We start from the raw sequence: 18,763 nt of genomic DNA, 5'->3' as shown, positions 1-18,763 counted from the left end.
CGCCAGTAGCGACCTGTTACGAGAGTACAAGGGCCGAGGTGCTGTGGCCGGTGCATTCGAATGCTTACTCCGCTAACTGAGCTCGACCGGAGCCGTGATAGGTCTAGTTCGACGGAAGGAGTCGCGAATGAGCACGATCGAGCGGGTCGGCGTAGTCGGTGCCGGTCTGATGGGGTCCGGGATCGCCGAGGTCTGCGCACGGTCCGGGCTCGACGTCCTGGTTTCCGAGGTGGACGCCGGAGCACTCGAGGCCGGGCAGCAGCGCATCGCGCACTCCCTGAGCCGGGGCGTCAAGGCGGGCAAGCTCACCCAGGAAGACCGGGACGCCACCGCCGGGCGCATCACCTACACGACGTCGATCGACGACTTCTCCGACCGGGACATGGTCGTCGAGGCGGTGGCCGAGATCGAGCCGCTCAAGCTCGAGATCTTCTCCCGGCTCGACAAGGTCGTGACCCGCGCGGACGCGATCTTCGCGTCGAACACGTCGTCGATCCCGATCATGAAGCTGGCGATGGCCACCAGCCGCCCGGCCCAGGTGATCGGCGTCCACTTCTTCAACCCGGCGCCGGTGCTGAAGCTGGTCGAGATCATCCCGTCGCTGCTGTCTTCGGACGAGACCCGCACCCGGGTCGAGGAACTGGCCACCGAGCGGCTGGGCAAGACCGTCGTCCGCTCGCAGGACCGGGCCGGTTTCGTGGTGAACGCGCTGCTGATCCCGTATCTGCTCTCGGCGATCCGGATGTTCGAGTCCGGCTTCGCGTCCGCGGACGACATCGACAACGGCATGGTGCTGGGCGCCAACCACCCGATGGGGCCGCTCCGGCTGACCGACCTGATCGGCCTCGACACCACCAAGGCCGTGGCCGAGTCGATGTACGAGGAATTCAAGGAGCCGCTGTACTCCCCGCCGCCGCTGCTGCTACGGATGGTCGACGCCGGCCTGCTGGGCAAGAAGTCGGGCCGCGGGTTCTACGACTACACCCGCTGAAGCTCGCGGCCGTTCGGGACCGCCTCCGGACGGCTCCACACGGTGTCGAGGCCACCGACGAGGACGCGGTGCGCCTGGGCCGGGTCGGGAGCCCGGTGGTCGGCCCGGCGGTGGACCCCGCGGCTCTCGGTGCGGGCCAGCGCGGCCGCGTAGGTCCAGCGGGCCACGGCCAGCACCGCGGCCGCCTGGCGCGCCCGCACGGCGTCCCCCTGGCCCGCGTGCAGCGACGTGCGGACGCGCGCCCACATGGCGTCCAGCACCGGTAGTGACGACCTGAGCCGGTCGCCGTGCCGCAGCGAACCGCGGTCGTAGGGCAGGATCTCGGCCTGAGCGGTCCGGAGCACCGTGCGGTAGTCGGTGCCGGCCGGACCGATCGGGCGCAGTCCGGCTCGACCGGCCGGACGCGCCGGACGGCTGCAGTGGCCCCCGCCGAGGCGGGCCGCGAATCCGGCGGCACCGCTACCGGCCCAGGCGCCGGACGCGATGGCCCAGGCGGTGTTCTCGGCCGGGGTGCCGGGAATCGCCCCGAAAACGTGGTCACGCCCGGCCGCGTCACCCGCCACGTACAGCCCGGGGACGCCGGTCGCGCCGTCGTCACCGCGGATCAGCACGCCCCCGCTGCTGCGCACCGCACCCTCGAACAGCACGGACACCGGGAACTTCTCGGCGAACGGGTTGATGCCGTCGGCGTCGAACGAGGCGAAGAACGCGGGCTGCGCGAGCCGCAGCGCCGAGCGCACCGGCGGGTCGGCGCGGTCGAGCCGGCAGTAGATCGGCTCGCTCAGCGCCGCCTTCGCCACGACGGCCCGCCCCCGGACGCCGTTCGCGCCGGTCAGCGGCGATCCGTCGGCACGGTAGAACCGGGCCCAGGACGAGAACGCGGTGCTCAGCACCGGGTTGGGCTCCGGCGTAACCGGGGTGACCTCGGTGAACTCCATTCCGGACAGGTCGGCGCCGACCTCGGCCGCCAGCAGCGCACCGTCGCCGAAGTTCACGTCGCAGCCGATCGCCCGCGCACCGAATCCGCAGGACCCGGTGGCGAGAACCGTCGCGGCAGCGCGGATCTCGTAGGCGGTCCCCCGCTGCAGGCCGCGGGCACCGGCCACCGCGCCGTCGGCGTCGACGACCAGCTCGAGGACCGGGCTGTGGTCGAAAATGCGGACGGCCAGGCGCTGCAGACGCGACCGCTGCCAGCGCAGATGCGTCGCGCCCGGCAGCGTGCGCTCACCGGAGACCCGTTCCCACTCGTCGAGCCGGTCGGCGGTCTCGTCCAGAACCTGCTCCAGGCGGAGCCGGTCGGCCAGGCCCGCGCCGAGCTCGGCGCGGTGGGCGGCGGCTTCCACCCGCCGGTCGCGGGTCGCCCGCGCCGCGTCCCAGACGTCGCCGCGGCCGGCCGCGGCGGTGCCGCTGGTGCCGACGTGACCCTTGTCGACGAGGATCACCGAACGTCCGGAGCGCGCCGCGGTCAGCGCGGCCCAGGTGGCCGCGGCGCCGCCGCCGATGACGAGGACGTCGGTCGTGAAGCGTCCAGCGGGTCGAGCAGTTGCCGGAGTCATGTGTGCTCCTCTTGCGGCCAGCAGGGGGTCTGGCAGACCGGACGAACCGGCCCACCTCGGAACTACCCGTTGGCCGGACAGAGCGAACTCGCCACGCGGAGAAGGTCCACGTGGCGGCGCTCGATGCCCCCGAGGTACGTCATGCGCCAAATCATACCGCTCCCATAGGGAACTAGAGTGTGACTCGGGCAACTGCGCCGTGAATCGCGGACGGTTCGGCCGGGCCGTCGGCCCGCCAGTCCGAGACCGGCACCAGGCCGGGCTCGGCGAGAGGGTGCCCGTGGAAGAACGCGGTCACCTGACCGGAGTTACGCAGCGTGACCGGGGTGGCGGTGCGACGGTAGACCGCGAGCCCGTCCTCCGACTCCGGTGGCGGGGCCTCGTCGACGACGACGTGCGAGAGCGCGAGGTAGCTGCCGTCGACGAGCGCGTCCAGATAGGCGCCGAGGACTCCGGTCGGATCGTCGGACTCGGGAACGAAGTGGAGCACCGAGACGGCGAGGACGGCGATCGGCTGCGTCCGGTCCAGCAGCGTCGCCCGTTTCAGCACGGTGGAGGGTTCGCGCAGGTCGGCGTGGACGATCTCGGCGTTCGGAACGCCGGCGAGCAGGACCCGGCTGGTCTCCACCGCGATCGGCTCGACGTCGACGTAGGTGACCCGGGCCTCCGGATCGGTCGCGTGGGTGATCTCGTGCACGTTGCCCGCGGTCGGGATGCCGGATCCGAGGTCGAGGAACTGCCGGACGCCGGCCCCGAGCAGGTAGCCGACGACGCGGCGGAGGAAGGCACGGTTCTCCCTGGCGTTGGCCCGGGCGTCCGGGGCCACTCGCAGCAATCCGTCGGCCGCCGACCGGTCGGCGGCGAAGTTGTGCGAGCCCCCGAGGAAGTAGTCGTACATCCGGGCCGCGTTCGGCTGGTCGGTGCCGCCGAGGGCCCGATCCGCGTCAGGAACCGACATGGGCTCACCGTAGTGGGACGTGCGCATCCCAACCTTCGGAACTGTCGGACCGGATCGCTAGCCTCCAGCCGTTCCTGGAGTGAGCGGCGTGACCGGTGTGGACGGAGTGGCTGGATGGGCTGGTTAGCAGTAGCGGGCGGATACGAGGTGACGCTGGAGGGCGAGAACCTCGTGTGCCGGAACGCGGCGGGCAAAACGCTGCGCTCGGTGCCCAAGGCGGTCCGTGACGATCCGGCCGTCGCCGGTCTGCGGCAACTGACCGAATGGCTCACCCGGCACCAGACCCAGTGCCGGGCCGAAGTGGAGCGCTGGATGGTCCGCTCGATCCCGGTCTCCGCCGCGCTGCTGGCCGAGGTCTGGGCCGACGCCGCCTGGGCCGACGCCGCCCGCAACCTGGTCGTGACCACCCCGGACGGCGGCCGGTCCGGCTTCCTCCGGGACGCGAGCGAGAAGGGCATCGGCCTCGTCGATCTCGACGGCGAAACCGTGCGGCTCGACGCCGACCAGCTGTTCTTCCCCCATCCGGTGCTACTCGACGACGTCGACGACCTGCGCGAGTTCGCCGCCGAGCTCGAGTTCGGGCAGTCGATCGACCAGCTGTTCCGCGAGACCTGGGCCCGCCCGGCCGATCTCGACGCGTCGGCGTCCCGGGTCTCGGCCTACGCCGGCGGCCGCTACCAGGAGTTGCGGCACCTCACCGCCCGCGCCGCCACCGCGGGCTTCCGCGTCCGCGGCGGGTACGCGGTGTGCCGGGTGCACGAGAACGGCCGGGTGATCGAGGCCCGCTCCTGGGTCGGCTCGGAGGACCCCTACTACGAGACCGAGACCGGCGACCTGATCTTCACCGACCCCGACGGCACCGCGCTGCCGCTCGGCGAGGTCGGGCCGGTCGCGTGGTCCGAGGGCAACCGGATGGCGGCGTCCCTGTACGCCGGTCGCGTCGTCGCGAAGGACGAGGAGGAGGCGGCGTGAGCGTCGACGTACAGCTGGCCCGGTCCTACCGGCACCCGGTGCTCGAGGGCCGCACGGTCGTCCGGCTGGTGCCCGAGACGTTGTCGGCCGCAGAAGACCTGTCCATGGAGTTCCTCGGCTTCGGTGCGGCCGAGCGTTCGGTCGAGGTGGGCACGGTCGCGCGTCAGGCGCTGGGCTTCCCGGCCTGGGCGCTGGTCAACGACCCGGCCAACGGCCACCACGCGCTGGCGCTGGTCAAGGAGATCGAGCGGTTCGCCCGGGTGGCGAAGTCCCGGGTCGGGCCCGCGAAAGAGGGCTTCGACGAACTCGGCCGCCGGTTGGCCGCGGCCGTACCGCACTTCCTTCCGACGTACTACGAGGAGGCCGGCCGCGCGTTCCTCGGGGCCGAGAGCCCCTCGTACGCCGCGATGATGTTCGGCAAGGCCCGGGAGGCCGAGCAGTCCTACGCGCTGGCCGTGGACGAAGAGCGCGAGCACGCGGTGTTCCTCGAGTTCGCGCTGGCCGGCGCGCTCACGGTCAAGGCGCTCACCGCGCACGCGCGGGTGCTCGCGTCGCGCAGTGCGCCGTCCGAAGCCTACGCGCGCTTCCGCCGGCTCTGCGTCGAGCGCACGCTCGGTGGTCTGGCGCCGTACGCCGCGATGGTGACCGACCTGCGCCGGCTGGCCAAGGCCGCCGGCCTCGATCAGGCGGACGCCGACGACGAGGTGCTGCGCGAGCTGATCGCCGCACCGACGTTGCCGAAGGCGCCGGAGGGGTTCTGGACCGCGTATCGTCCGGCGCTGATCCGGCTCGCGGCCGCCGACCCGGCGATCCGCGGGCGGCTGCTCACGTTCTTCCCCGAGCACCTGTCGACCTCGGCCTGGATCGAGCTGCTCGACGCCACCGGGGCCAGCGAGGCGCTGGTGCGTCCGGTCGATCCGGCGGCCGAGCCGAGCGACGGGGTGGCCGGCTGGTTCAGCCGGTTCGCCCTGCTCCGGGATTCGCACTACTGGCGCGCGACGAGGCGGTCCGACGCGCTGTACTCGCTGCTCGAGCGAGCCGCCGACCGGATACGGGCCGAGGGGGTCCCGCTACGGCTGGAGCTCACCTGGCAGTCCGATCTCGACCTCTACGACACCGCGCTGGCGATCGGCCTCCCGGTCGCCGACCCGAGCGACGAGTTCCAGGTCAACGTCGATCAGTGGCTCAGCGACGACGCTCCCGGCCGTCGCGACCTGGCCGCGTTCGCCGCCGACCCGCGGTTCCTGCCGGCGCTGGTCACCGCCGCGGAGAGCGGCCTGCCCCGGCGGCCCTCGCCGTCGGTGGTCGAGGTCGTGCTCGCCTCCCCCGGTCTCTGCGTCGCGCTGACCCACTTCCTGGACGACGTGGCCGACCAGATCGTGCGGCAGGGCCTGCCGACGCTCGAAGTCCAATTGCAGCGGCTCGACAAGGTCGTGGACGCGCGGCTGCTCGCGCTCAACCCGGCCGCGGCCGGGCGGATCCGGGCGCACGACCTGGCGCCGGTGCTCGGGCGGACGCTGCGCTCGGGTGTGATCGACGAGTACGGCTGGCCCGCGCTCGAGGAGTACGTGGCCTCGTCGATACCGACGCCCCGGTCCGACGACGAGGACGACCGGGTCAACCAGTCCGTCCAGTGGCCGCACCTGGTGGTGCGGAACGGCCTGGAGGTGGCGGTGATCGGTAGCGAGGGCGTCGCGCTGCGCCATCACCTGCGGATTCCGGCCGACCAGCGCAGTTACCTCTGGCTCACGTCCCTGCGTTACGTCGACGGTCAGCTGCTGGTGGCGTGGGACACCGGGCCGACCCGCTCGGCGTACTGGAGCGGCACGCCCGACGACGTGCTCACCGGTCTCCCGCTCGAATCCTGGAATCCGCTGGACGGGTCGCTGCCGTTGCCCGGCGGCGGACGCACCGGTGGCGGGCGTCCGGTGCAGGTCGGCGACCGGTCGCAGGGCCTTTCCGGCACGGTGTTCACCGACGGTGTGTCGTACTGGGTGACGGACGAGAACGACACGCTGGTCGAGTACGACCCGGCGACGGGCGAGCGCGGTCGAGCGTCCGTACCGGCGTTCTTCGAGGCCGGGGCCGTCGACGGCGAGAAGCTCGACCCGTCGTGGTCGGTGTTGCGGCCGGCACCGTCCGGCGGCGAGGGCCCGCTGGGGCAGGCCGGAGGTCTGGTCGGGTGGCGCCTGCGCGCGGCGGCGGACAACGTGTCGGTCGGCACCGGCATCGACGGGCGGACGATCCGGGTGCGGCTCGGCGACGAAGACGGGAACCTGTCCGCCGCGATCCGGTTCCCGGGCTCCGACGCCGTGTTCGGGGTGGTCGATCGGCGGCAGTGGCAGGAGCACTCGCTGACGGTCGTGTCCGCGGACGGGTTCGCGGTGTCCCGGGTCGGCGTGGGCGAGCGGCGGGGCACGTTCGCCGCGGGCACGGCGCTGATGCCACGCCTCGTGGGCTGGTACCACCTGCGGCCGCGTGACCTCGCGGGCTCGGCGGCCCTGCGGGCGCTGACCGATGCGCAGGCGGCGGAACTGCTGGCCGCCGGTGCGGCCGACCGGGCCGCGGAAGCGGCCGACGACTCGGCGGTTCGGGCCGCGGTGGCGTCGCTGCTGCCGGGCGTGACCCACCCGGAGCTGATCAGCGGTCTCGTCGGCGTGGTGGCCCAGGCCGCGGAACGAGCGGCGTTGCTGGCCGAGCTGAGCGCGGGGCTGAGCGTCCGGGCGGCGGACGACCCGGCCGGAGCGGCCGAGGTTTCCGGGCCGGCCGACGGGCCGCTCATGGACTCCCTCGTCCAGCTGATCCCGCGCTGCTACGACCACGGCCACGCCGCGAGCCGGCTGCTGACCGTCACCGGTCGTGCGCTGGTCGACGGGGTGGCCCCACGCGAGGGCGACCTCGAGGGCGACCACGACTGGTTCCAGGTGCTCCAGGTGTTCCCGGCCGCGCTCTACCGGGCGGTGTCGCCGCTCTACCGCTCGCTCGACCTCTCGGTCGTGCGCGCCGAGCGGGACGCGCTGCTCGAACTGGCCGAGTTGATCGCCGATCTCGGCCTGCTCGCGCCGGGCTCGCGGCTGCGCCGGATCGACGGCTCGACGGAGTCCGCACCGTCGGCCGAGCGGCTGGTCGCCAACGGCCGGGGCGGCCGGATCCTGCGGCTGTCCGACAGCGAGCGGTCCACCGACGGGCGGCCGTACTGGAACGTCGTGCTGCTGGAGTTCCAGCCCGACGGCGAGTTCGGTCCGCTGCCCGGCGTCAGCATCGGCCAGGACGTGCCCCTGCTGGCCGGGTTCGACGAGGACGTCGTGCGGGCCTACGTCGCCCTGGCGCGCGAACGCGGGCCGGTCGAGTGGCGTCCGGAGCGGGTCGGTGAGCTGTCGCGGGCGGCCGGAATCGGCGCCGCTGAGGCCTTGCTGTTGCTGTACGGCCTGGTCAAACCCGGCGCCCCGGTCCGGGACGCCGCTACCGAGGCCGGCGTGACGGTAGCCGCGCTCGACATCGTCGACGACGCCTGGGAGTACGGCAGCCAAGGGAAGCGGGCCGCGCTGGTGGGCTCTCTGCTGCCGGCCGACCCGCGCCGGATCTTCGACGACGGCCCGGCGTTCGACCGCGTCGCCGAGTCCTACCACGCCGAGGGCCGGCGCGTGCCGGTCGCCGACGAGGTACTCGTGCGGGTGTCCCAGGCGCGGCTGAGCTGGCGTCCGCGCGCGCTCGACCTGCTGAACGCGCTCCGGTCGCCGGAGGAGTGCCGCTGGCTGTCACCGTTACCGCGCACGCCCTCGGGCGAGATCGATCTCCAGCGTCTCGACATCCGCGACCCGGAGGCCGACGACGTCGCGACCGCGGTCGCCCGGACGCTGCCGTTCCTGGCCTACCACCTGCCGCTCGGCGACGACTTCCGGCCCGCGTTGCCGGCCGCGTTGCGGCAGTACCGGGCCGCGATGGCCGAACCCGACTACGAGATCCCGCTGGAGTACTTCGACGAGGACGAGTGGGCCGCGCTCGCCGACGGGCTCGGTGCCCGGCCGGTCGACCGCAGCACTCCCGGGCACGACCGGGTGGAGCTGGGCCCGTTCGCCACGCCGGATCTGGCCGACGGGCGACGGGTCCGGGTCCGGCCGGCGCTGCTGTCCGGACCGGACGACCCCGCGCTGCGCGCGTTCGAGGCGGTCGGCGAAGACCCCGATTCGGTCGACGCGATCCGGGTGCTGCTGTCCGACTGGTTGCCTCGCCTGCTGGACGCCGCGGCCGCCGCGGATCCGGCCGCCGGTGCGCCGCAAGACCCGAGCCGTTCGGTGCCGTCGCTGGTGGCCGAGGTCGCCTCGACGCTGGGTCTGGGCGCCGACGCGGCCACGCTGTACCTCCAGTTGCTGGCTCTGCCCGACCCGACCGACAAGAACGTCGCCCGGTGGACGGGCTGGCGGGCACCGCGGCTGAAGAAGGCCAGGGCCGAACTCTCCGCGACGCCGCTGGTCACCGAAGCGAAACGGGCCCGGGCCGGACGGGCCCTGTTCCTGCCGGGCGGCTGGCTGGCGTTCAAGTCGCCGCGCCCGCCGATCGAGGCCTGGAAAGGGCCGTTCTACGGCCTGCGCGACGGCGGCGACGAGCGGCAGCCGGTGGTGCCGCTCGAGCCGGTGCCCGCACTGTTCGTGCGGGCGTGGGAGCGGGTGCGGGGCGGGGACGCGCCGCGCTTCGACGAACTGCAGACGGGAAGGCGTCGATGAGCGTGGTGGTGTCGTCGGGTCGGCAGGTGGAGTCGGCCGAGGTCGTCCACGCCGAGGAGCTGGAGTTCCTGGTCCGCTACGACGACGGGCCCCGGCCGCCCGGGTGGCGCCTGACGCCACGGGCGGTGGTGACGTTCATCCTCGGCAGCGAACCGTTGCGAGCCGGTTCCGAGCGCCGGACGATCAGCCCGAAATTCGTCGGGGACCGGGCGCTGGTGGAGCGGTGCGTGGTGACGCTCGCCGGTGAGCGGGGGCTGCTGCTCGTCGGCGAGCCGGGTACCGCGAAGTCGATGCTGTCGGAGTTGCTCGCGGCCGCGGTGAGCGGCACCAGCGAGCTCACGGTCCAGGGCACGGCGGGCACCACCGAAGACCATTTCCGGTACGGGTGGAACTACGCGCTGCTGCTGGCGGCGGGGCCCTCGCCGGAAGCGCTGGTGCCGTCTCCGGTGGTGAGCGCGATGCGGGACGGTTCCGTCGTGCGCATCGAGGAGCTGACGCGCTGCCTGCCCGAGGTGCAGGACGCGCTGGTGTCGATCCTGTCCGACCGGCGGATCTCGGTGCCGGAACTGACCGGGACGCCGCACGCCACGGTCGCGGCGGCACCCGGCTTCACGGTGATCGCCACCGCCAACATCCGCGACCGGGGCGTCTCGGAGATGTCGGCGGCGCTCAAGCGGCGGTTCAACGTGGAGACCGTCGGTCCGATCCCGACGCTCGGCGACGAGATCGCGCTGGTGAAGCGGCAGGCGACGGCGGCGGTGACCCGCACCGGGGCCGCGTTCGCGGTGGACGACGCGGTGCTGGAGGCGCTGGTCACGGCGTTCCGTGATCTGCGGACGGGCGATTCGGTGGAGGGGTGGCAGGTCGAGCGTCCGTCGACCGTGATGAGCACGGCCGAGGCGGTCGGGGTGGCGACGTCGCTGGCGCTGGCAGCGGCGTACTTCCCGGGAGACCGGGACGTGTTGTCGCTGCTGCCGGGGCATCTGCGCGGGGTGGTGGCGAAGGACGACCCGGCCGATGCGGTGGCGCTGCTCGGGTACTGGGACGGCGCGGTGCGCCGGCGGGCCGAGGACGGTTCGCGGCTCTGGCGTCAGCTGTGGGAGCAGCGGAATGCCGTCGGGTGATCCCGCGGAGGCGGTCGCCGGGCTGGCGTCGCAGGAGGTGCCGTATCTGATCGGGGTGCGGCACCATTCGCCGGCGCTGGCGGCGGTGGTGCCCCGGCTGCTCGACGCGGTGCGGCCGGACCTGGTGCTGGTGGAGCTGCCGGGCGAGTTCGGGGAGTGGCTGCCGTGGCTGGCGCATCCCGACACGGTGGCGCCGGTGGCGCTCGCGGGCACGGACGGGCGGGACGGGACGCCGGCGTTCTACCCGTTCGCGGACTTCTCGCCGGAGCTGGCCGCGGTGCGCTGGGCCGCGCTGAACGGCGTCCGGGTCGTGCCGTGCGATCTCCCGCTCGCCGATCGGGCGTGGGCCGCTCGAGGGTCGTCAGCTTCAGGCGGCGGGTCGGGCGGGCCGGGGTGGGCGCAGGCGCTGCGGGACGGGAACAGTGGGCGGGACGGGGACGATCTCTGGGATCGGGCGGTGGAGGCGCGGGCTCCGGGGTCCTCGCCGGACGCGGTGCGCCGGGCGGCTCTCGCGGTGGGCTGGGCGTTCCGCGCGGACGCCGAGCGCGACGGCCTGATCGACCCGGTCGACCTGCACCGCGAAGCCTGGATGCGCCGCTGCCTCGCCGAGGAGCTCGCCGGGGGCGCCCGGCGGATCGCCGCGGTCGTCGGCGCCTTCCACGCTCCGGCGCTGCACGCCGACGCCGCCTCGCACGCACCAGCCGCCTCGCACGCACCAGCCGCCTCGCACGCACCGACCGCCTCGCGGGCGACCACCGCGGCGGTGCGCGGGCCGGAGGCCACGGGCATCGTCACCTCGCTCGTGCCGTACACGTTCGCGCTGCTCGACGAACGCTCGGGATACCCGGCCGGCATCCGTGACCCGCAGTGGCAGCAGCAGGTCCTCACCGCGGGCGGCGACGCCGACGCCGTACGGGACGCGGCCGTCGCCGCGCTGGTCGGCATCTCCGCCCAGGTACGCGCCGCCGGTCACCCGTCGGGTCCGGGCGAGGCCCGGGAAGCGGTTCGCCTCGCGACCGGGCTGGCCGCCCTGCGCGGCCTGCCCGCCCCGAGCCGTGGCGAACTCGTCGAGGCCGTCCAGACCGTGCTGGCCCAGGGCGAGGTCCTCGGCCGGGGCCGGGTCGTCGCGACCGCGATGGAACACGTCCTGGTCGGCGAGCGCCGCGGCCGGGTCGCGCGTGCGGCCCCGCGCTCCGGCCTCCGCACCGCGGTCGGGCACGACCTCACCACGCTGCGCCTGCCCGGCCCCGGCGACGCGTCGAAGGAGTTCCGCCTCGACCCGCTGAGGTCCGATCTCGACCGTCGCCGCGAGGTGACGCTCCGGCGGCTCGGCGTGTGCCGGGTCCAGTACGCGTCCGAGACCGACGTGGTCGGCGTCGGCGGCCACGACGGGCTGACCACCCGCTGGCGCCTCGCCTGGACCCCGTCGACCGAGGCCGCGCTCGACGTCGCCGGGATCCAGGGCGTCACGCTGGCACAGGCGGCCGAGGGTGCGCTGCGCCTGCGGCTGCGCCGCCAGACCGAGAGCGGTGGCCCGACCGCGAGCGACGTCGTCGCCGGGTTCACGGCCGCCGCCGAGTGCGGGCTGGTGCGGACGGCGGCCGAGCGGCTGGCGTCGCTGGCCGTCGTGGCTCCAGCGACCGGCACGCTGCCGGAACTGCTCGACGCGCTGGCGACGCTCGACCGCGTCCGGCTGGGGCACGTCCCCGGAGTCCCGGTCACGGCCGAGCTGGGCGACGTGCCCCGGGTCGCGGCCGGGATCGAGGCTGCCGCCGTGCGTCAGCTCGACGGGCTGGCCGGTTCCGCCGACGTCGCCGATGCCCGGGCGCTGGCCGCGCTGGCCCGGCGGAGCCTCGTCGGCCTGCGGCTCACCGACGCGTTGAACCGGCTGATCGAAGACGGTAGCCCGCTGATCTCGGGCGCCGCGAGCGCGACCGCGGTCGTGCTCGGGGTCCGCGAACCGGCCTGGCTCGGCGAGCGGGTGGCGTCCTGGGTGGACGGCGCGACCGACGCCGATCGTCGCCGGGCCCTGCAGGGGCGGCTGACCGGGCTGCTGGCCGCGTCCGGACCTCTGCTGGAGGCCGGCGGCCCGGTGCTCGACGGCCTGTTCGATCGGGTCGAGACGCTCACCGACGAGGCGTTCCTGGTCCGGCTGCCCGCCCTGCGCGGCGGCTTCTCCGCGGTCAGCCCGGCCGGCCGTGACCGACTCCTGACCACGGTCTCCGAACGCCTGGGCGACGACGTCGGCGAGGTGGCCGACCCCGCCGGGCTGCTGCACCGTCTGGTGGCCGACAAGGCCGGGCGCGAAGCCGTGGCGGGCTTCGGACTGCCCCTGCCCACGGCTCCGGTCGAGGGCGGTTCCGCTCCCCGGGCCCGGGCCTCGGCTGCGCGCGGGGAGATCACGCCGCTGGACCGCTGGCGGCTCGTGCTCGGGCGGCCCGGCGTCGAAGGCGCCGGAGCCCGGCGGTTCGCGACGGCCCTCGACGAGCTGTACGGCGGCGGCCGCGGCGAAGGCGCCCGCGAAGACGCCGACGCCCGGGCCGGACGCGGGGCGTCCTTCCCGACCGCGCGCGAGTGGTCGGAGGAACTCGCCGCGCTGTTCGGGCCCGGCCTCCGGGAGGAAGTGCTCGGACGAGCGGCCGAGGCCGGGCGGGCCGACGCCGCGCTCGAGCTCGACGCGGCCTCGGTCCGCCCGTCGGTCGAGCTGCTCCAGACCGTGCTCTCGCTGGCCGGCGCGGTGTCCGAGGCCACGCTGGCGCGGCTGCGCCCGCTGGTGGCCCGTCTGGTGGCCGAGCTGACCGCACAGCTCGCGACCCGCCTGCGCCCGGCGCTCACCGGGCTGACGTCGCCGCGGCCGACGTACCGTCCCGGCGGCCCGCTCGACCTGGCCCGGACGCTGCGCGCCAACCTCGCCACCAGCCATCGCGCCGACGACGGCCACGTGGTCGTCGTCCCCGAGCGGCCGGTGTTCCGTACCCGGGCGCGGCGCAGCGTCGACTGGCGGCTGATCCTGGTCGTCGACGTGTCCGGGTCGATGGAGGCGTCGGTGATCTGGTCGGCGCTGACCGCGTCGGTGCTGGCCGGCGTCCCGGCGCTGACCACGCACTTCGTCGCGTTCTCGACCGAGATCATCGACCTGTCGGAGCGGGTCGGGGATCCACTCGGGCTGCTGCTCGAGGTGCGGGTCGGCGGCGGTACGCACATCGCCGCCGGGTTGCGGCACGCCCGTTCGCTGATGACGGTGCCGAGCCGGACGCTGGTCGTCGTGGTCAGCGACTTCGAGGAGGGGTTCGGGGTGGGCGGATTGCTGTCCGAGGTGCGGACGCTGGCGCAGTCGGGGTGCACGCTGCTGGGCTGCGCGAGCCTCGACGACGCGGGGGCTCCCCGGTATTCGGTGCCGATCGCCCAGCAGGTGGTGGCGGCGGGGATGCCGGTGGCGGCGTTGAGTCCGATGGAGTTGGCGCGATGGGTCGGGGAGCACGTGCGATGAGTTCGCTTCCTCCGGTCGAGGCGATCGTGCTCGCGGACGCCGTCGACGCGCTCCCCGGTCGTCTGCGCAAACGCCTGGACGCCGCGGTCGAGAAGGTCGCGGCCTGGGCCGTCACCGTGGACGGTGCGGTGTGGACCCTCCGGGTCGACGACGACACGCTGGTCACGCTGACGGCCGCCGACGGTGCGGTCCGGTCGGCGGAGGCGGCGCGCTGCACCTGCCTGCTGGCGCCGCACTGCCTGCACCGCACCGCGGCCCTGGCCGCGGCCCCCACCGCCGGGGCAGCTCCCGCGTCGTCTTCCCCCCAGGCCGGCCCCACGGAGTCCGGCCCCACGGAGGCGGCCCTCCCGGGGGCCGACCGCACGGAGACCGGTGCTCCGGGGGCCGACCCCACCGCACGCGGCGGTGGCGTCGAGGGTCCGGACGGTGGCCTGACCTCGGCGCAGCGCGGGGCCGTCGAGGGCCTCTGGCTCGCGGCCGGCGCCGTGCTCTGCGCGGGCGTCGCCGGAAGCGGCGCCGCGACCCGCGCCGCGCTGCTCCGGGCCGCACACGACGCCCGGGCCCACGGTGCGCACGCCCCGGCCGCCGCGGCGAGGCAGGTCGCCGCACACCTGCACGACGCCCGCACGAGCGCGCCGCACTACCGCCTGGCGACGCTCACCGACGACCTCCGCGAGCTGCTGCTACTGGCCCACCGGCTCCGGACGCGGCCGTCCGCGTTCCTCCTCGGCACCGCCCGCCGCGCCTACCAGCCCCGCGGCAGCCTGCGCCTCTACGGCCTGTGCACGATCCCGGTGCTCACCCGGGCGGGCTCCGCGGGCACCACCACCTACGCCGCCGACCGCGACGGCACGCTCTGGCTCATCGCCGACCTGCGCCCCGGTGACGTCCACCGCGCGCTCACCACCGCCGGCACCGGCATCCCGATCGGTGCCGGCACGCTCTCCCACCGCGATCTCGCCCGCGCGGGCCTGACCGTCACGGGTGCCACCGCGTCCGAATCGCGTCAGCTCGGCGCCGGGCAGGACGTCCGCGCGGTCCGCGCCTCCGGCGTCACCTGGGACGAGCCGCCGCTCGCCGCGCTCTGGGACGAACCGCTCGACGCCCAGCTCGACCGCGCGTTCGCGGCGCTGGCCGTACCCGTCCCCGACCGGGGCGCGGGTTCCGACCTGCTGTTCCTGAACGCCGAGATCCTCGGCCCGAGCACCCACGGCGTCTCCGCCGTCACCGACGACGGCCGACTGGTCACCTTGGCGGTAGCGATCGACCACGAAGAGCTGCCCTACCGCGACAACCTACGCGTGCTCGGCGCCGCCACAGGCGTCCGCATACGGGTGATCGGCCGGCCCGACCCCGCTCGCCCCCGCCTGATCCAGGCTCTGGCCGTGAACGCCGAAGGCGTTCGGCTTCCTCCGGCCTGGGCCGGACACGCCGACCTCGGCTACGACCGGCTCCACCGGAGCATGATCACCGCGCCGCAGGCCGGACCCACCGCCTACGAACTGCCCCGGCCCGATCCGGCCCTCGGTCTCCTCCGTCGCCACCTGGACCGCACCGTCGACGGTGGACGCGCGATCCAGGCCTTCGCCGCCGACCGCCGCCGAGGCGACCTGCCCGACACCGGCACCGCCCTGCTGGCGAGCCTGACCGCCGCCGCCCGCCCCGGTGAACGCAACGCGTTCGGCCGGCTGGTCGACGACGACGGCGAGCGCTTCGTCCTCGCCTGGCTGGCCGCCGCGGTCTACGAGCAGGCCGCGGCCCAGGCCCTCACCCGGGCGGCCTGGTCTGCTCCGGCCTGACGCCTCGCCTCAGCCCCTCGCCAACGCGGCCGCCAGCGACGGGGCCAGCGGCAACTGCGGAATCAGCGTCGCCTGCACGGCGTGGTACGCGTCCGGCTTACCGCTCCACACCGACGCCGACGGCCGGTTCTCCGGGTCGAGCTCGTGCCGCCAGGACCCGTCGACCCGGTCGATCAGATACCGGTCGGCGTAGTCCCACCACTGCCGGTACGGCGCCTGGTACCGCGAATCCCCGGTCGCGATCCACAGTGCGGCCGCCGCGTTGGTCGCCTCGTTCACGACCCAGTGCAGGCGATCGCGCACCACCGGCTGCCCCGACCAGTCCGTCGTGTAGACGAATCCGTCCGCGCCGTCCGCGGCCCACCCGTCGGCCACCGCCCGGTCGAACAGTGCCACCGCGCCGTCCTGCAGATCGGCCGCACCGGACGAGGCGGCCACTGACGAGGCCGCCACGTGCAGCACCAGCCTCGCCCACTCGAGCCCGTGCCCGATCGTCGCCCCGTACGGCTGGAACTGGTGCCGGGGCTGGTCGCGGTGGTACTCCAGCAGCGGTTCCCAGGCCGGCGAGAAGTGCTCGGGAATCCGCCAGGAGTTCCCGCCCGCCCACTCCAGCACCCGCCGGGTGATCCGTTCGGCGCGCGCCTGCCACACCAGGTCACCGGTCGCGTCGGCCGCGGCCAGGTACGCCTCGACCGTGTGCATGTTCGCGTTGACGCCCCGGTACGGGTCGAGCGCCGACCACTGCCGGTCCCACCCGTCGACGACCATGCCGTCGGCCTCGCGCCAGAACCACTGCTCGTTCACGGCCAGCGCATCGGTGAGCAGCGCCTCCGCACCCGGACGCCCGGCCGCCACCGCCGACGACGCCGCCAGGACCACGAACGAGTGCGGGTACGCGGCCTTCCCGTCGTCGGCCACCGAGCCGTCGGCCGAGATCGACGAGAACCACCCGTCGTTCTCCCGGTCGCGGAAGCCGCCGGCCAGCGCCGCCAGCCCGTGGTCGACCAACTCCGCCGCTCCCGGACGGCCGAGCAGCGCCGCCAGCGCGAACACGTGCGTCATCCGGCACGTGATCCACAGTTCGAACGGACGTGAGGCGTCCAGAGTCCCGTCGTCGTTGAGCCAGCCGAACCCGGCCGGATGCGCCGAGCGCGACGCGAACTCGAACAAGCGCTCCCGCTCGGTGTCGAGCCACGCCCGGTGCTCGGCGGAGTCGATCCAGTCTTCGCCACCCGGCCGCGCTGCCCGGATCTGCTCCGCCACCCGTGCCTACCCCTCTTCGACGTCCGTGTTCCGCAGGAAAGCGTAGGCCCTGCTCACCCGAGGTAGGGCAGCGGCCGGTCGGCGAAGCCGTGCCCGATACGCAGCAACATCTCGGGATGGATCTCCAGGTCGAGCAACTCCTTCCGGTCGACCCACTGCACGGCGAGCGACTCCGGCCCGGTGGTCGGTTCCCCCCGCAGCGGGTGGGCCCGGACGCACACCGAGAACTGCTGCCTGACCTCCCCGTCGGAGTACCTCAGGAGGTGCCGCGGGTTGCTGTAGACGCCGACCAGGCCGGTGACGAACACTTCGACGCCGGTCTCTTCCCTGGTCTCGCGAACCGCCGTCTCGGCCACGCGTTCGCCGAGGTCGAGCTCACCGCCGGGAAGCGCCCAGCGCCGCGTGTCGGCCCGCTGGATCATCAGCACCTGGCCATCGCGCACGACGAACGCGGTGGCCGCCACCCGGATCGAGTTGGGGGCGGGTGCGGCGGGGTCGTTCAAGTACTCGGTACGGGCCACGGATCTCCTCTGCCGAACGACCGGAACCGAACGACACACTACACTCGTTGGAATGAGCCGTGCCATAGTTAAGGTCGAGCCATGAGTGACTCTTCTGCTGCCAAGGCACAACGATTCCTCGCACTCCACTCCGGCGATCGGCCGCTCCTGATGCCGAACCCGTGGGACGCCGGTTCGGCCGTCCTTCTCGCCTCGCTCGGCTTCGCCGCGCTCGCCACCACGAGCAGCGGTTTCGCCGCGACGCTGGGCCGGCTCGACGGCCAGGTCAGCCGCGAGGAGGCCCTCGCCCACGCGTCCGCCGTCGCCGCCGCGACCGACGTCCCGGTCTCCGCCGACTTCGAAAACGGCTTCGCCGACGCCCCCGGCTCAGTGGCGAGCCTGGTCAGGGCCGCGATCGACGGCGGTCTCTCCGGTTGTTCCATCGAGGACGCCACCGGGCGCGACGACGATCCCCTGTACGAACTCGGTCCGGCGACCGAACGGATCGCGGCCGCCGCCGAAGCCGCCCAGGGGCGTCTCGTTCTCACCGCGCGGGCGGAGAACTATCTGTACGACCGGGCTGATCTCGCCGACACGATCGCGCGCCTGCAGGCCTTCCAGGAGGCCGGCGCCGACGTGCTCTTCGCCCCCGGCCTCACCAGCGCGGCCGACATCCGCGCGGTCGTGACCTCGGTCGACCGTCCGGTCAACGTCCTGGCCCTGCAGGGCACACCGCCGGTCGCGGAGCTCGCCGAACTCGGCGTCGCCCGGATCTCGGTCGGCGGCAGCTTCGCGTTCGCGGCGCTCGGCGCACTCGTCGACGCCGCGACCGAGCTCCGCGACGCGGGCACCTACGGCTACCGCGCCCTCTCCGCAAAGGGCTCCGCCGCGGCGCGCCGGGCCTTCACCTGACCGACCGGGCGGCCGGGCGGCCGGGCGGCCGGGCGGCTGGGCCGCCGGGCGGCCGGGCGGCTGGGCCGCCGGGCGGCCGGGCCGCCGGGCGGCCGGGCGGCCGGGCCGCCGGGCCGCCGGGCGGCCGGGCGGCCGGGCGGTTGGGCGGCTGAACTCCGCCGCTCGGTGGCCGACCTTCGGCGCGAGATCCCCGCCGATCGCTGACCGCCGGGCGACCTACGGAGGCGGTCCACGGTCACCCATCGGGCGGCGGGCAACCCACGGTCCACGAGCGCCGATCCAGGGCCGGGTCGCGGGCGGCCTACGGCGGGCCACCAACGGTCGCGGATCGGCAGCGGACAGCGGCGGTCCACCGGGGCCGATCCAGGGGCGGGTCATGGGCGGCCTACGGCGGGCCACCAACGGTCGCGGATCGGCAGCGGACAGCGGCGGTCCACCGGGGCCGATCCAGGGGCGGGTCATGGGCGGCCTACG

Annotated in this window: 12 protein-coding genes; 7 read left to right on the top strand and 5 right to left on the bottom strand. The window is 74.4% G+C overall.

Annotation, left to right across the window (positions count from 1 at the left end):
- The first annotated feature begins 127 nt into the window (after window positions 1-127).
- The gene (locus ACIBZJ_RS06185; protein WP_395926150.1) at window positions 128-991 is read left to right on the top strand and encodes a 3-hydroxybutyryl-CoA dehydrogenase; all 864 of its coding nucleotides are present in this window, start codon (window positions 128-130) and stop codon (window positions 989-991) included.
- Here the strand turns inward: ACIBZJ_RS06185 and ACIBZJ_RS06180 are convergent.
- From ACIBZJ_RS06180 to ACIBZJ_RS06170, 3 genes are all read right to left on the bottom strand, one after another.
- Window positions 979-2,547, bottom strand: coding sequence for an FAD-binding protein (locus ACIBZJ_RS06180; RefSeq protein ID WP_395926148.1), 1,569 nt, complete (start codon window positions 2,545-2,547; stop codon window positions 979-981). The two genes, ACIBZJ_RS06185 and ACIBZJ_RS06180, sit on opposite strands and share 13 nt — an antisense overlap.
- Before the next feature lie 62 nt (window positions 2,548-2,609).
- Entirely contained in the window at window positions 2,610-2,690 is an 81-nt protein-coding gene (locus ACIBZJ_RS06175; RefSeq protein ID WP_395927710.1) for a putative leader peptide, read from the bottom strand.
- Window positions 2,691-2,719: 29 nt separating this feature from the next.
- The gene (locus ACIBZJ_RS06170) at window positions 2,720-3,505 is read right to left on the bottom strand and encodes an SAM-dependent methyltransferase (protein WP_395926146.1); all 786 of its coding nucleotides are present in this window, start codon (window positions 3,503-3,505) and stop codon (window positions 2,720-2,722) included.
- 114 nt (window positions 3,506-3,619) lie between these two features.
- Between ACIBZJ_RS06170 and ACIBZJ_RS06165 the strand changes: the two genes are divergently transcribed.
- From ACIBZJ_RS06165 to ACIBZJ_RS06145, 5 genes are read left to right on the top strand one after another with little or no spacing between them, the layout of a single operon-like run.
- Window positions 3,620-4,477 (top strand): DUF4132 domain-containing protein, encoded by an 858-nt coding sequence (locus ACIBZJ_RS06165; protein ID WP_395926144.1) that lies wholly within the window; start codon window positions 3,620-3,622, stop codon window positions 4,475-4,477.
- Window positions 4,474-9,201, top strand: coding sequence for a hypothetical protein (locus ACIBZJ_RS06160; protein WP_395926142.1), 4,728 nt, complete (start codon window positions 4,474-4,476; stop codon window positions 9,199-9,201). The genes ACIBZJ_RS06165 and ACIBZJ_RS06160 overlap by 4 nt, the downstream gene beginning before the upstream one ends.
- Window positions 9,198-10,325, top strand: coding sequence for an AAA family ATPase (locus ACIBZJ_RS06155; protein WP_395926140.1), 1,128 nt, complete (start codon window positions 9,198-9,200; stop codon window positions 10,323-10,325). Before ACIBZJ_RS06160 ends, ACIBZJ_RS06155 begins: the two co-directional genes overlap by 4 nt.
- A complete protein-coding gene (locus ACIBZJ_RS06150) occupies window positions 10,312-13,815 on the top strand; it encodes a DUF5682 family protein (RefSeq protein ID WP_395926138.1) in 3,504 nt (1,167 codons plus the stop codon). The genes ACIBZJ_RS06155 and ACIBZJ_RS06150 overlap by 14 nt, the downstream gene beginning before the upstream one ends.
- On the top strand, window positions 13,812-15,614 hold the full coding sequence (locus ACIBZJ_RS06145; protein WP_395926136.1) for a hypothetical protein: 1,803 nt from the start codon (window positions 13,812-13,814) through the stop codon (window positions 15,612-15,614). Before ACIBZJ_RS06150 ends, ACIBZJ_RS06145 begins: the two co-directional genes overlap by 4 nt.
- A 9-nt stretch (window positions 15,615-15,623) precedes the next feature.
- Here ACIBZJ_RS06145 and ACIBZJ_RS06140 read toward each other — a convergent pair whose 3' ends face one another.
- Together ACIBZJ_RS06140 and ACIBZJ_RS06135 are read right to left on the bottom strand one after the other, a co-directional pair.
- Complete coding sequence (locus ACIBZJ_RS06140; RefSeq protein ID WP_395926134.1) at window positions 15,624-16,877, bottom strand: AGE family epimerase/isomerase; 1,254 nt, start codon at window positions 16,875-16,877, stop codon at window positions 15,624-15,626.
- A gap of 53 nt (window positions 16,878-16,930) precedes the next feature.
- On the bottom strand, window positions 16,931-17,398 hold the full coding sequence (locus ACIBZJ_RS06135) for an NUDIX hydrolase (RefSeq protein ID WP_395926132.1): 468 nt from the start codon (window positions 17,396-17,398) through the stop codon (window positions 16,931-16,933).
- An 81-nt stretch (window positions 17,399-17,479) separates the two neighbouring features.
- Here ACIBZJ_RS06135 and ACIBZJ_RS06130 point away from each other — a divergent pair, with 81 nt between their 5' ends.
- Window positions 17,480-18,289, top strand: a complete 810-nt coding sequence (locus tag ACIBZJ_RS06130) for an isocitrate lyase/phosphoenolpyruvate mutase family protein (protein ID WP_395926130.1) — start codon at window positions 17,480-17,482, stop codon at window positions 18,287-18,289.
- Window positions 18,290-18,763 lie beyond the last annotated feature (474 nt).

The organism is Cryptosporangium sp. NPDC051539, assembly GCF_044454545.1.
Taxonomy (GTDB): Bacteria; Actinomycetota; Actinomycetes; order Mycobacteriales; family Cryptosporangiaceae; genus Cryptosporangium.
This window is presented reverse-complemented; position numbering and strand designations above follow the sequence as displayed.

Bases quoted from the DNA above. Each gene is read 5' to 3' on its own strand.
- ACIBZJ_RS06185 (WP_395926150.1), top strand. From the start codon at position 128: ATGAGCACGATCGAGCGGGTCGGCGTAGTCGGTGCCGGTCTGATGGGG.
- ACIBZJ_RS06180 (WP_395926148.1), bottom strand. From the start codon at position 2,547: ATGACTCCGGCAACTGCTCGACCCGCTGGACGCTTCACGACCGACGTC.
- ACIBZJ_RS06175 (WP_395927710.1), bottom strand. From the start codon at position 2,690: ATGACGTACCTCGGGGGCATCGAGCGCCGCCACGTGGACCTTCTCCGC.
- ACIBZJ_RS06170 (WP_395926146.1), bottom strand. From the start codon at position 3,505: ATGTCGGTTCCTGACGCGGATCGGGCCCTCGGCGGCACCGACCAGCCG.
- ACIBZJ_RS06165 (WP_395926144.1), top strand. From the start codon at position 3,620: ATGGGCTGGTTAGCAGTAGCGGGCGGATACGAGGTGACGCTGGAGGGC.
- ACIBZJ_RS06155 (WP_395926140.1), top strand. From the start codon at position 9,198: ATGAGCGTGGTGGTGTCGTCGGGTCGGCAGGTGGAGTCGGCCGAGGTC.
- ACIBZJ_RS06150 (WP_395926138.1), top strand. From the start codon at position 10,312: ATGCCGTCGGGTGATCCCGCGGAGGCGGTCGCCGGGCTGGCGTCGCAG.
- ACIBZJ_RS06145 (WP_395926136.1), top strand. From the start codon at position 13,812: ATGAGTTCGCTTCCTCCGGTCGAGGCGATCGTGCTCGCGGACGCCGTC.
- ACIBZJ_RS06130 (WP_395926130.1), top strand. From the start codon at position 17,480: ATGAGTGACTCTTCTGCTGCCAAGGCACAACGATTCCTCGCACTCCAC.